Origin of the sequence: Aquabacter sp. (genome assembly GCF_965279295.1) — a bacterium.
Classification (GTDB): domain Bacteria; phylum Pseudomonadota; class Alphaproteobacteria; order Rhizobiales; family Xanthobacteraceae; genus Aquabacter.
The window spans coordinates 414,145-428,677 of record NZ_CBDIHQ010000018.1; the positions used below are offsets into that span (position 1 = coordinate 414,145).

A 14,533-nucleotide genomic window follows, 5' to 3' on the forward strand; every position below is an offset into this window, starting at 1 on the left:
GGCCCTCCAGGTCCCGCGTGCCGGTCTCGCCATGATTTTGTTGCGAGGTTCCGATTTTCGCCCCGGTCGATCGCGTGAAAAGCGCGCCGCGATATCAGCTCAAAGCTCCTCAAGCCCGTCGTTCAGGCTTTCGATATCCCGCAGCCGCGCCCGCCCGCCGGATCCCGCCAATTCCATGGTGCGCGAGATCAGAAGGTGGCACGCGGCCATGACTGAGACATGGTTGAACAGCGTGCCCAAGGTCGCGGTGTGGCAGCGAAAATGCCACGTCGCCCCGCGCACCGCCGGTGCCCCCTCGTCCGAGATATAGAGCAGCGCGGCGTTCCTGCGCGCAATCTGCTGGAGCATCAGATTGGTGCGGGCGACCCGGCGCCTCAGCCCGAACACCACCACCACATCCTCGGGTGCGATGCCGACGATATGCTCCCCCAGGGTCTGCCCGGTGCCCGGCACCGCCGCCACATGCTCCAGCACCTGCATCAGATGCCAATGCATATAAGAGGCGAAGGGGTGGCCGGAGCGAAAGCCGATCACCCACACCTTGCGGGCCTCCAGCATGGCCCGCGCGACCGCGTCGACGTCGCGTTCCGTGATGGCGAGAAACGTCGCCTCCAGGTTTGCCGCGCTCTGCGCGACATGGGCCTGGAGCGGATGGTCCGCGCGCTCCCCGGAGAAGGTGGCGAGGAAGAATTGGGAGCCGGTCTCCTTCTCGGCGCGGGCATGCCGCCGCGCGGCTTCATAGTTTTCGTAGCCGATCCGCTGCACGAAGCGCGAGACGGTGGCTTTGGAGACATCGGCGAACGCCGCCAGTTCCGAGGCGCTGTAGCTGGCGAGGTCGCCGGGAAAATCGCAGACAAATTCGCCGAGCCGCCGCTCGGCGGGATGCAGGGCCGGCAGCACTCGGCGCACCCGCGCGAGAAAAGACTGCTCCCTGCTGGACATCGGCTCATCCGTGAAACGTGGGTTTCAGGCCGGACTGTCGGGTCTCAAGCTGGACTTTGCAACCTGATCGTGTGCGCAATGTTTGAACCGATCAGCGTCTTTTGGACGCGACACCCGCAAAACCCTCTGATTTCGGGCCTTTTCTCAATCGATACAGCGACAAACCGAGGCGAGAGAGGACCTGCGGCACAATTGCATCGAGCCCGGTTCACCACGCAATTTGGCGACCCGGCCGCATCCCGCCCGGCCGACATGAAACATCGCGCGGCAACACAAGCCACACAAATCCCACGCCCGAGCCCTGTCGGCTCAAGCGTGAGTCCCCCCTCCCCCTTCACCCGACGTTCGGCGCTGAGGCTTCGACGAGGTTTTGCCAGGAGAGTTGTGATGCGAGGTGGAGGGTTATGGCGTCGAGCCAGCCTTTGGCGTGGAACTCGGTGACGGTCGCGGCGGGAAGGGCGCGGACGGCGTGTTCGTCGATCAGGCGGAAGCCTTGGACCAGGGCCTGGGTGGCGTCGGCGTAGCGCATTTCGGCGGAGCGCTCGACCAGGAGGTTGTGGGCCTTGAGCGCATTCGCAAACGCAACGGTGCGCTCGTGCTCGATGGCATAGGCATCGCACAGCGCCATGGCGGCCTCACCCGTGGGGGTGGCCTTGCCGTCGGGGGTGAACAGCAGGTCGGCGTCGTCGCGCGCGGCATCGGTGCTGATGCGCGGGCTGGCGGCGTCGATGCCCAGCATGGTGGTGCCGCCGTCCTCAAGCGCCATGCCGATGAACGGATAGCGCCTGACATAGCTCGGGATGTAGCGGCCGGTGGCCCACTGGCCCTCAGTGGAGACGAACAGGTTGCGCCCGACGCTCACCCCGGTCACCGCCAGCGGCATGGCGCTGGCGTCGGAGGCGAACACGATCGGGTAGTGCCGGCCCGCCAAGGCGAACTCCGCCGCCACCAGGGGGATCGCGGTGGCGCCGGCGGCGACGGCGTAGTCCGCCGCGCGGCGCAGCCCGAAGCCGGCATGGTCGGCGAACCGCAGCAGCGTCGGGGCGCGGTAGAACAGCGGCAGGGTCGGGGTGGCGGGGGTGGCGGGTGCGGGGGTCTGGTCGGTCACGGGCAATGCTTTCGCAGGAGGAGGAGCCGCGGGCGGCCCGCATGACGAAGGGCCGCGGAGCCGCCTGAGCGGGGACCGCAGCGTAATGGAGGTTTAAGCGCGGGAGGTTCGGGTCCGGGGCTGTGGTCCTCGTCAGACCTCACCCCCGCGCTTGGCTCACGGCTTGAGGCTGGCGTCGAGGGCGGGGGTGAAGCCCTTGAACGAGACCGGCAGGGTGACGGACTTGCGCGCGCCATCCTCGAACGTGAAGCTGCCGGGCTCGCCGGCGCCCTTGAGCGCCTGGAGGGTGGCGGCGTCGAGCTCCAACTCGGCGAAGCAACCCTGGAGGCAGCGCTTGTATTCCAGCGCCAGGGGCTTGGCCTTCTCGCTGACCTGGAACTTGAGGCCGGCGGGCAGCCACACCCCGGCGGGCACCTGCACCACCAGGCGCAGCGGGCCGGCGGCTTCCACCTTGCCGACCGCGATGCTCGCCACCACGCCCTGACCCTGCACCTGCAGGTTCTGGACGATCTCGCAGGTGCGGGTCTTCTCCGCGCTCACGCAGCGCATCAGCCAGTCCTGGTAGGTCGCCGTGGTGGCGCCGGGCTGGGCGTCCGCCGCGGGGGCCGCCGCAGGCTTGGGCTGCGCCTGCGCCGGGCCGGCGAGCGTCAGCGCAGAGAGGGTCAGCGCCGACAGGGCGCTCGCGAGGAACAGTGCCGAACGCTTCATCATGTCTCGTGATCCGTCATCTGTGTGTGTGCCCATCGGGACGCCCATTGGGGGCCGCCGATATGGAACCCGCCGGGGCATAGCCGGCGCGGGGGTCTTTGACCAGAACCTTTGGGCGCATCTCGCCCTTGGAGACTGCTGCGCCAGGTGCAATGCGCCCCCTCTCCCCGACGGGGAGAGGGTTGGGGTGAGGGGGGCCACCCTCACCCGTTCTGAGATGCCGGAGCCCCCTCACCCGGCTGCTGCGCAGCCGACCTCTCCCCCTCGGGGCGAGGTGGAACCGCCGGTATCGTCCTTCATCGAGCGCCACGCTCCGCGAGGAGCGAGGTCGGTTTTTGCAGAACGCCCGGACGCGGGAGAGGGTTCAACCCGATGCCTTCCCCCCCTCAGAACTTGAGGGAGAACTGGGCGGTGAAGGCGTTTTGGGAGGCGTCGCCGGCGAGTTGGCCGGTGTAATTGACCTGCAAGGTGGCGAGGTCGGAGAGGGCGTAGGCCAGGCCCGCGCCCAGCAGCAGGGTATTCTCAGCGATCGGCACGCCGGAGATCGCGAACGGCGTCGCGCCGCTCTGGAACAACATGGTGGCGGTCGGCGTGGTGTCGCCGAAGGCGTGCTGCCAGCCCAGAGTGGCGCTCGGCGTCAGGGTCCGCCCGCCCAGCGACAGCGAGGTCGCGGCACGGATGCCGAGCGTGGTGTAGAGCGTGTTCTGGCTGTCGGTGCTCACGTTCAGCCCCGCCCCGTTGCTGGCAAGGCCGCTCTCGGCGAGGTTTCCGCCCGAGATGTTGAGGTAGGCGAGCCCCGCGAACGGCTCGAACGCATAGGCGCCGATGTTGAAGTCGTAGCCCACCTCGCCGAACACCTGCGTCGTGCCCAGCGTGTAGCCGGCGCTGGTCGACCCCGAGAAGCCGGGGAACACGATCGAGCGCGACACGCTGATGTCGTGCCAGGTGTAGGACGCCCCGCCGCGCAGCGCCCACGCGCCGAACTGACCGCCGGCGTAGAAACCGATGTCGTAATTATCCATCGTGCCGGAGGAGTTGCGGGCGTCCACGTCGAACTGGGTCTGGCTGAACCCGGCCACCACGCCGGCCCGCACATTGTCCAGCACGCTGACGTCGAGACCGGCGAAGAACCCGCCCACCGTGCTGGAGATCGAGGCCGCATTGGTGTTGCCGAAGGCATTGCCCCAGCCGCCATAGCCCTGCATCCACAGCGTCGGCGTCAGGTCCTGGCTCAGCCTGGTGTTGGCCGGGCCAGCCGCCTGCGCCGCATAGCTCAGCGCGGAAGCGCCCTGCGGCGTCACCGACTGGCGCAGCCGAGCGCCGACCGCGTCCCTCAGATAGGTGGATTCCTGCTGGATCACCGTGTTGATCGAGGGATAGATCTCGCCGGTGAGCTGGTTGAACGCCGCCGGCACCTCGTTCGCCGCCAGCCCGAAGATCGCCTCGAACACCGGGCTTCCCGCGCCCAGCGCCTGCGCCGCCACAGCCACATTGGCCTGGTTCGGCGTCTGCGCGTATTCCACGAAGTCGATGCCGGTATAGGTCAGCGTCAGATAGACGTTGGTCGCGTCATAGCTGAGTTCCGGGGTCAGGAACGCGAAGTTGGAGGTCACGTCCTCGCTGAACGTGCCGCTCACCCCGCCCGCGGCGGTCAGGATGGTGATCTGGCTCAGCGCGGGATAGCGCCCGTATTCCGCCAGAACCTCGACATGGGCGCTGGAGGACAGGGTCGCGGTGCCGGTGGCGATGATCAGGTCGTGGGCCCCCGCCGTGTTCACATCGACCGCATAGACCGAGCCGGCGTTGAAGGTCACCGCCCCGTTGACCGTCAGGGTGCCCGGCGAGTAGCCCGGCGCCGCCGTGCCGCCGGTGTTCACCGTCAGGCCGCCGATGGTCGCCGTCCCGCCCAGCACGCCGCCCGCGTTCACCGTGAACGGCGAGACCGTGGTTGAGCCCGCCTGGAGCTGCACAAAGCTGTTGTCGACCGCCACCGGGCCCTGGTAGGGCGCGGAGAACTCAACCGTGCCCCCGCCGGTGAACGTCACCTGGCCGGCGCCGGTGATCGCACCGGTGAAGGCATAGGTGTCGGAGCGGTTGAACACCAGGTTGGCATTGTTCACCACGTCGCCGACGATCGCACCCGTCTCGCCGCCATTGCCGATCTGCAGCGTGCCCGCCGAGATCGTCGTGACGCCGCTATAGGTGTTGGCGCCGGTCAGGATCAGCAGACCATCCCCGGTCTTGGTGAGGCCGCCCGTGCCGCCCACCACACCCGACAGGGTCAGCGCCTGGCTGGTGTCGACCTCGAACGTGCCGACGCTTGCCGTGAGCGTCACGCTGTTGCCATAGGCGAAGCTGCCGCTGGCCCGCAGCACGCCGGTGCCGCCCACCGTCAGGGCGCCGGTGCCGAGCGCCGATGCGCTCGTCACCTGGAGCGTGCCCTGGTTGATGCTGGTGCCGCCGCTATAGGTGTTGGTCCCGGTCAGCGCCAGCGTGCCGGCGCCGGTCTTCAGCACCGAACCGGTGCCCGAGATCACGCCGGCAAAGCTGGTATCGTCGCTCCGGTTGAACACCAGGGCGGCGTTGTTGACGATATCGCCCAGCACCGCGCCCGAGGTGCCGCCGTCGCCCAGCTGCAACGTGCCGCCGGAGATCGTGGTGCCGCCGGTATAGCTGTTGGCGCCGGTCAGGATCAGCGTGCCGAAGTCCGCCTTCTCAAGACCGGCCACGCCGGTCAGCACGCTTTGGATCGTGGCGACCGTCGCGGCGCCGCTTTCCGTCCCGTCGCCGACCCGGATCACCGGCGCACCGCCGGTCAGCGCGATCGGACCCCCGGTCACCACATAGCCGGTTTCCACGAACTGCATGCCGATGGCCATGACAGGGCCGTCGGTGGTGTCCACCGTCACCGTGCCGGCCGCGCCCTGGAACACCGCGAACCCGCCGTTCCACGCCCGCGGAATGGTGCCGCTGGCGTTGATCCAGTTGGTCTGGCTGCCCGCGGTCCAGGTTCCGGTGCCGCCCAGCACGCTCTGGGTCGGCGTCGTGTTCGACCCGTTCCAGAACAGGATCGGGCTGTCGGGGCCTTCCACGAACAGGTTCACCTGCCCCTGGATGCTCGACTGGATGCCGCCCGACAGACCGCCCGAGAGCGCGCCGACCTCCATCCCATTGTCGGTCAGCGTCCCGCCATAGGTCATGATGCGGTAGATGCCGATCCCGAACCCGGGCGTCGGCGTCACGTTCAGCGTGCCGTCCAGCGTCACATTGCCGGCCACCGTGAACACCGTGGTCGCCTCGCTCGGCGCCCCCAGCGTCACGTTCACGTTCGACCCGCCCTGAAGGTCCAGCGCGCCCATGCTCAGGCCGCTGCCCTGCACCCCCGCCAGCGTGCCGCCCGAGAGCACATGCACCGTCTTGCTGATGCTGCCCGAGCCTGACAGCGTCGCCTGGTCGTAGACATAGACGTCGCTGTCCAGGCTCCCCGCCACCACCAGGCCGCCGCCCAATACATTGGTGTCGCCGGTGTAGAGGTTGGCGCCCGACAGCGTCATGGTGCCGGTGCCCGCCTTGGTCAGGCCGCCGGAACCGGAGATCACCCCCGAGACGGTGGTGCTGGCGTTGTCGCCGCCCGCCGCCAGGGTCGCCCCGTCGAGCATGATCGCGCCCGCGCCACCGATCGAGCCCACGGTCTCGGTCGCCCCGCTCGGGCGGATGATCAGCTGCGCGCCAAGCGCCACGCTCACCGCGCTGGCATCGCCCAGGGCGTTGCCGCCCTCGGCGATCAGGATGCCGGCGGTGACGTTGGTCGCCCCGGACCCGGTGTTGATGCCGGAGATCACCAAAGTGCCGAGGCCGGTCTTGTTCAGATTGCCCAGCCCGGTGATCGGTCCGGTCAGGGTCAGCGTCTCGACCGCCGGATTGTCGAGGGTGCCGTCCACCTCGAACCCGCCGGTCAGGCCGGTGGCCAGGCTGATCGCGCTGGCATAGGTGAAGGTGTCGCTGGCCCGCAGCACGCCCGAACCGGTCAGGGCCAGCGGGCCGGTGCCCAGCGCATTGGCGCCATACACCTGGACCGTGCCCTCGGCCACCGTCGTGCCGCCGCTGTAATTGCTGCCGTCGCCGGTCAGCGTCAGCGTGCCGGCCCCGGTCTTGGTGAGGCAGCCCGCCCCGGTGATCGCGCCGGAGAAGCTCGACGAGGTCCCGTCGCCCCCGGTGGTGAGGCAATAGCCGTTCAGCGCCACTTCGCCGCCGCCCGCCAGCGAGCCCACGCTCTCGTTGGCATCGGTCAGCGACAGCAGCGCACCCGCCGCCACGCTCAGCCGCGCGGTGTCGGACAGCGACTGCCCGCCGCCGATCCGAAGCTCCCCGTCCGCCACGCTGGTGGCGCCGGTGTAGGTGTTGAGGCCGGTCATCAGCAGGATGCCGACGCCGGTCTTGGTCAGCTCGCCCGCACCCGAGATCACCCCGGTCAGCGTCAGCGTCTGGGTCTCGGCCACGCCGAGCGTGCCGCCGCCCGAGCCCTCGATGGGGGTCAGCGAGATCGCGCTGGCATAGGCGAAGCTCGTCGTGACGTTCAACGCGCCAGCGCCCTGCAGCGCCAGCGCCCCGGTGCCGAGCGCCAGCGCATTGTCGATCTCGATCGCACCCTCGGAGATCGTGGTGCCGCCGGAATAGGTGCTGGTCCCGGTCAGCGTCAGCGTCTCGGCGCCGGTCTTGGTCACGCAGCCGCCGGCCCCACTCAGGGTGCCCGAGAACGCGCCCCCGCCCGCCACCGTCAGGCAGTAGCCGTTCAGGTTCACATTGCCCGCGCCGTCGAGCCCGCCCACGGTCTCATTGGCATTGGTCAGCGTCACCAGCGCCCCGGCGGAAACCGCCAGCCCAGCCGTGTCCGACAGCGAAGACCCGCCCGCCAGCGCCAGCTCGCCCCCCGACACGCTGGTCGCGCCGGTAAACGTGTTGGCACCCGACAGCGTCATCACGCCGGTGCCGGTCTTCTCGAACGATCCGCCGCCCGAGATCACCCCGGAATAGGTCGTGCTGGTGTTGTCGCCGCCGGCGATCAGATTGCCGGTCAGCTCCAGCGCGCCCGCGCCGCTGAGCGAACCCACCGTCTCGGTGGCCCCGCTCGGCCGGATGATCAGCTGCGCCCCAGCCGCAACGCTCACCGCGCTGCTATCGCCGATGGCGTTGCCGCCCTCGGCGATCATCACCCCTGACGTCACGTTGGTGGCGCCGGAATAGCTGTTGGTGCCGTTCAGCAGCAGCGTGCCGAAGCCGGTCTTGTTGAGATCGCCGAGGCCGGTGATGCTGCCGGTCAGGGTCAGCGTCTCAACCGCCGGGTTCTCCAGCGTGCCGTCCACCTCGAACCCGCCGGTCAGCCCTGCCGCCAGCGTCACGTCGTTGTCGTAGCTGTAGGTCCCGGTGGACCGCACAACGCCCGTGCCCGACAGCGCGATGGTGCCGGTGCCCAGCGCACCCGCCGCCCCGAGCGCAACCGTGCCCTCCGACACGTTGGTGCCGCCGCTATAGCTGCTGGCGCCAGACAGCGTCAGCGTGCCGGGGCCGGTCTTGGTCAGGCAGCCGGTGCCCGAGATGCTGCCGGAGAAGGCGGTGCTGGTCGCACCCGCCACCGTCAGGCAATAGCTGTTCAGCGTCACCGCGCCGGCGCCCGACAGGCCGCCGACCGTCTCGTCGCTGTCCATCAGCTCCAGGATCGCGCCGGCCATCACCAGCGTGCCCACCGTGTCCGACAGCGAGGAGCCGCCGCCGATCAGCAGCCGGCCTTCGCTCACCGTCGTGCCGCCGCTGAAGCTGTTGATGCCGGTCAGCGTCAGCGTGCCCTCGCCCGCCTTGATCAGCCCGCCCGTGCCCGAGATCACCCCGGCATAGCCGGTGTCGTCGGACCGGTCGAAGATCAGCACGCCATTGTTGACCACATCGCCCAGGATCGACCCCGAGGTCCCGCCGTCGCCGATCTGAAGCGCGCCCTGGGTGATCGTGGTGCCGCCGGTGTAGGTGTTCTCACCGCTCAGGACCAGAAGCCCGAGGTCGGTCTTCTCAAGCCCCGTGCTGCCGGTGATCACCGAGCCGATGCTCGCCACATAAGTGGCGCCCTGCGCGGTCCCGTCGCCCACCCGGATCTGGGTCTGGCCCGAGGGCGCCGCCAGGGTCAGCGTGCCGCCGTCCACGGCGTAGCCGTCCACCATGAACTGGACGCCGGTCGCCGACACCGTGCCCGCGATGGTGACATCGCCACCCGCGACCGAGAACACCGCGAACGTGCTGTCCCAGGACCGCGCCTGGTTCGCCGTCGAGGTGGTCCAGTTGGTCTGCTCGGAATTGTTGGTCCAGATGCCGCTGCCGCCGTGGATCGTCCCGTCCGCCGTGGTCGTCTCGCCGTTCCAGTACAGGATCCCGCCCTGCAGCACCTCGAGGTTCAACTGGTTCGACAGAAGCTGGATCTGATAGGCGTATTGCAGCGGGGTATCGCCCAGCACCACGCCGTTGTTCGACGCCAGCGTCGTGAAGTCGATGATCCGGTACACGCCGAGCGACATGGCGCCCGCGTTGGTGACGTTCAGCACGCCGTCCAGCGCCAGCGTTCCCGCCTGGAACACCGCATTGCCGGTGTTCGCCCCCAGCACAACGTCGATGTTGGCGGTCGACGCCAGCGTCAGGCTGCTCATCGACAGCCCATACATGCCGGTCGCCGTCGCCGGCGCCGCCAGCAGATGGCCGCCGTTCTGGACGCTCACCGCGCCCGTGATCGCCGTCCCCGACGCCCCGCCGGTCTCGCCCCGCAGCGTCGCGCCCGACAGCACCGTGACATCGCCAGTCAGCGTCGCCCCGCCGACGATCGCCAGCGTCCCCGCCTCGACGCTCGTCCCCGCCAACGCACTGTTCGCCCCAACCAGCGCCAGTTCCCCGGTCCCGCGCTGAACCAGCGCCCCCGACCCGGTCACCGCACCCGGCGCCAAAATGTCGTCCGACCGATTGAACACCAACGTCCCGCTGTTCGCCACATCCCCGACAATCGAACCCGACGTCGCACCATCGCCAATAACAAGCGTGCCAGCCGTGACGGTGGTTCCGCCGGTGTAGGTGCTCGCGCCCGTCAGGGTCAGGGTGTCAGCGCCGAGCTTGGTCAGCGTGCCCGTGCCCGAAATAGCACTCCCAACGATCAACGCGTTAGAACGGTTGAAGATGAGCGCCGCGTCGTTGACCACCGCCCCGGTGCCCAGATTACCCGCAGTCCCGCCATCGCCCACCTGGAGCGTGCCGCCAGAGATCGTGGTGGTGCCGGTGTAGGTGTTGGCGCCGGCCAGCGTCAGTGTGCCGGCACCGATCTTGGTCAGGCTTCCCGCACCACCGATGGTGCCGGAGAAGGTGGTGCTGGTGGCATCGCCGCCGACGCTCAGGGTCGGGGAATTGAGCATAAACGTGACCGCGCCCGCACCCGAGAGGGAGCCCACCGTTTCACTGCCATAAAGCTGAAAGGTGCCTGCTGCGCCAACGATGACGGCGCTGGAATCGGCAATCGCGTGTCCCCCGAAAACCCGCAGAATGCCGCCATTGATGGTGGTGGCGCCGGTATAGGTATTGGTACCGGTCAAACTAAACGCACCGGCAAGAGTCTTCGTGATCCCGCCCGTGCCGCTGATTGAGCCTGAAAAGCCGGAATTTCCAGTATCCAAGGCAACCGTCAGCGTATTAGCGCCGAGGACGATCGAGCCGGTGCCAATTCCAAGGGCGCGGACGGTCTCACTCGATGCCAGAACGACGGTGGCGCCGGACTGAACCGAAATGGCCACGTTGTCGGCGATCGCGTTGCCGCCTGAAAAGATCACCGTCCCGGCCGCCGCATTGAACCCGCCGGTGGCGGAAAACGCCGCTGCGGACGGGTCGGTGCCGACCAGCGTGAACGTGCCGGTGCCGAACTTGTCCATGCTGCTGTCACCAGAGATCGTACCGGAAAACGTGGTGTCGACATTGTCGCCGCCGGCAACCAACCTTGCATGCAGCACCACGGCACCAGAACCAGCCAGCGAACCGACGGTCTCGTTTGCACCTGCACCTACGGTCAGTGCAGCACTCCCAGCCACCGTCACGGCGCTCAGATCTCCAATCGCCGAACCACCGGACAGTACCAGCGTCCCCGCCGAAACCGTCGTCGCGCCGCTGTAGCTGTTCGTCCCCGACAGCGTCAGCGTGCCCGCGCCCAGCTTCTCAAGCGTGCCGGCGCCGGTCAGGTTGCCGGACAAGGTGAAGTCGTCGGGCTGGTTGAAGATTAGCGCCCCGTCATTGGCCACATTGCCCATGACCCCGGCCACCGACGTATCCACGCCGTCGACCGAGCCGTCGCCCATTTTGAGCGTCGCGCCGCTCGCGATGGTGGTGCCGCCGGTATAGGTGTTCGCGCCGGTGAGGATCACGGTGCCGAGGCGCTGGTCGACCTGGCCGGTACCGGAAATGATCCCTGCGAAGGTCTGCGTGCCGGTCCGGTTAAAGACCAGGGTGCCCGAGGTGGAGCCGTTGCTCGTGGCGACATTGCCCATGATCGAGCCGCTAACGGCGCCGTCGCCCACCACGAGCGTGCCGCCGCCGGAAATCTCGGTCCCGCCGGTATATTGATTTTCGCCGGTGAAGGTGACAGTGCCGCTGCCGAGCAGTTGCACGCCGCCCGCGCCGGAGATGACGTCGCCATAAGCGTAGACGACGTCCGGCCGGTTGAACGCCAAAGTCGCGCCCGAGCTCACGCTGACGTTGCCGGTTATCGAGCCCTTGCCGACGGTAACGCCATCACCCACCTGTAGCGTGCCACCCTGCACCGACTTGGCGCCCGCGGAGCCGATGTCCCCCACCACCGTCAAGGTGCCGGCGCCCAGCTTGGTCACGGTGCCGCTGCCGGTTACGTCGCCGGTCAGCGTGGAACTGCCCACGAGGTTGAACACCAGGGCCGCATTGTTCAGCACGTTGCCGGTGATGCCCGCGACCATCGACACCCCGTCGCCGATTTGCAGGGTCCCGTCTGTGATCGTGGTGCCGCCGGTATAGGTGCTGGCACCGGTCAGCGTCAGTGTTCCGGCGCCGAGCTTGGTCAGGCTGCCGGTGCCGCTCACCGCCCCCACCAGTGTGAAGGCGTTCGGCTGGTTGAAGATCAGGGCGCCGTCGTTCAGGACATTGCCCATGGCGTTGACGCCGTCCACGACACCGTTGACCGAGCCGTTGCCGACCTGGAGCACCGAATACTGGTCAATGATGGTGCCGCCGGACCAGGTGTTCGCAGCGGTCAGCGTCACGGTCACCACATTGCCCAGCGAACCGCCCATCTGCTGGAACTGGCCAAGGCCCGAGATCACGTTGGCGAACACTTCGTCCGCGTTGTGGTTGATCGCCAGACGGCCGATCACGGTGAAATAGTCCGTGGCGATCGGGCCGGCGATCGTGCCCGCCGTGGAGGTGCCGTCGCCGATCTGGAGCGTCGCGCCGGAGATGTAGGAGGAAATGCCCGCATCGATCGAGCCAAGGATGGTGGTGACAGCGGCCAGGCTTCCTGCGGAACCGGCGCCGGCGCCGAACCGTCCGCCGCTGCCGGTGTGCGTGATGTTGCCGGAATAGGTGTAATTGTTGGTCCGGCTGATGGCGAAGTCGCCGCCGTTGATCACCACGTCGCCGTCGTAGGACCCGGTGGGACCGTTGGCGATGATCAGAAGCCCGGCATTGACCTCAATGCCGCCGGTCATGGTCAGGTTGCCGTTCAGCACCACGAAACTACCGGTGGCGTTCTTAACCAGCTTACCGGTGCCGCTGACATCGTTGAGGAAACTATAGCTGGCCGACGGCGAGCCGCCGATGTTGAACGTCAGGGTCCCATTGTTCACGACCGCGATATTGGCGGCGTTGCCGAGCCGCCCGCCGGACAGCGTGATGGCGCTGCCGCTGTCGATGGTGACCGCGTCCGCCGCTGCCTCGAGCGCGTTGGCCCCAGTCAGTTCCAGGTTCACCCCGCCCGTGACCTTGAGCTTGCCGTTGGTGATGACCCCGCCATAGCTCAGCGTGCCGGTGCGGTTAAAGATGAGCGAACCACCGTTGCCCGCCGTGCCGTTGGTCACGTTGCCGTCGCCGATGTCGCCGGTGGAACCGCCGTTGCCGACCTGGAGCGTAAGGCCCGCACCTATCGTCGTGCCGCCCGAATAGGTGTTGTCCGCAGTCACGGTCAGCGAGCCGGGGCCATCGTTGGCGAGGCCCCCGGCGCCCGAGATCAGGCCGCCGAACGTCACCGCGCCCGGCAGGTTGAACCGCAGGCTCAGGCCGGACGAGGTCGTCACAGACGCATCGGCCAAAGACCCAATCGTGCCATTGCCAATCTTGAGGCTCGAGCCGGTGAGCGTGACGGCGCCAACATTGATGGCGCCGGTCACCGTGGTGGTGATCGCGCTGGCGGTGTTCTTGGCGACCTCCAGCGTGCCGGCGCCCGATATGTTGTTCGAGAACGTGCCGGCCAAGTTCAGATTGAACTGGAGCGTCCCGGCGGCGGCGATGGTGATGGCGCCGGTATAGTTTGCATTGCCGAGCGCCAGCGTCCCGCCGAGAACGGAGGTTGCGCCGGTATAGGTGTTGAGGCCGTTCAGCGTCAGCGTGCCGGCGCCGTCCTTCACGAACGCGCCGGTGCCGGAGATCACGTTCGCCACGGTCATGGGACCGGCGATGTTGAAGGCCAGGGTGCCGTTGTTCACCACGCCGCCGCTGCCGGCGGGCAAGAGGCCATCGGTGGTTCCATCGCCGAACTGCAGCGTGCCCGCGGTGATCGTCGTGCCGCCCTGATAGGTGTTGGCGCCCGTGAGGATCAGCGTGCCCAGGCCCGCCTTCTCAAGCCCCGTGCTGCCCGCAAGAACGGAAGCTATGGTCGCCGAGACGGCGCTATCGACATTGATCTGCGTCTGCCCGCTGGTGGCGCCGAGCGTCAGGTTGCCGCCGAGGATGGTATAGCCGTTCGACTTGAACGTCATACGCTGGAACGAGACCGCACCCGCAGTGGTGTCGACCGTCACATCGCCGCCTGCGGCGCTGAAGATGGCCAGGCCGTTGCCCCAGGCCGCTGCCGTCGTGCCGGCGGCATTGGTCCAGTTGGTGGCCGTGTTGCTGGCGGTCCAGGTGCCGGAGCCGCCGATGATCGGGCCGGTGCTGCCTGCTGTCGTGCCGTTCCAATATTGTCCCGCCACCACCAGCAGGTTCACCTGCTTGTTGGTGGTGTCGACCTGAAGGGTGAACAGGGAATCGCTCGGCGCGGTGCCGACGTTCAGACCGGAATCGGTGATGGTTCCGGCATAATCGATCAGCCGGTAGGTGCCCGAGGCGAAACCCGTGGTCGTGCTCAGGTTCAGAACGCCGTCCAGCAGCAGGTTGCCGCCAACCGACACCGCCGCCGTCGTCGACGGCGCGGCCAAAGTGATCGACAAAATCGAGGTCGAAGCGGAGAAGGTGAGATCCCCAAGCGACAGCGCGGTGGTGCCCGAAGCCCCCGAAAGAGTGCCTCCGGCGGCGATGCTGACCGTGCCCGTGATAATGCCCGCGCTGGAGCCGCCCTTCAGCGCGCCGCCGCTGGCGACGCTGACCGCGCCGGTGAGGCTGCCGCCGGACAGTTCGAGCGTGCCGGCGCTCACCGTGGTGAGACCGGCGAACGTGCTCGCCCCCGTCAGCGTCAGAACGCCCGCGCCCAGCTTGTTGAGCGTCCCCGAGCCGGAGATGTTGCCGCCATAGGTCACGGCATTC

Annotated in this window: 4 protein-coding genes; all 4 read right to left on the bottom strand. The window is 68.1% G+C overall.

Translation table 11 applies throughout. The features are described 5' to 3' along the window. Positions 1–99: 99 nt before the first annotated feature. Positions 100–942, bottom strand: coding sequence for a MurR/RpiR family transcriptional regulator (locus ADADO0_RS19835; protein WP_511306927.1), 843 nt, complete (start codon positions 940–942; stop codon positions 100–102). Positions 943–1,276: 334 nt separating this feature from the next. Continuing rightward, positions 1,277–2,050, bottom strand: coding sequence for a SapC family protein (locus ADADO0_RS19840; protein WP_511306928.1), 774 nt, complete (start codon positions 2,048–2,050; stop codon positions 1,277–1,279). Positions 2,051–2,206: 156 nt separating this feature from the next. After that, a complete protein-coding gene (locus ADADO0_RS19845; protein WP_511304615.1) occupies positions 2,207–2,761 on the bottom strand; it encodes an invasion associated locus B family protein in 555 nt (184 codons plus the stop codon). Between the two features lie 383 nt (positions 2,762–3,144). Next, the gene (locus ADADO0_RS19850) at positions 3,145–14,526 is read right to left on the bottom strand and encodes an autotransporter-associated beta strand repeat-containing protein (protein ID WP_511306929.1); all 11,382 of its coding nucleotides are present in this window, start codon (positions 14,524–14,526) and stop codon (positions 3,145–3,147) included. Positions 14,527–14,533: the final 7 nt, after the last annotated feature.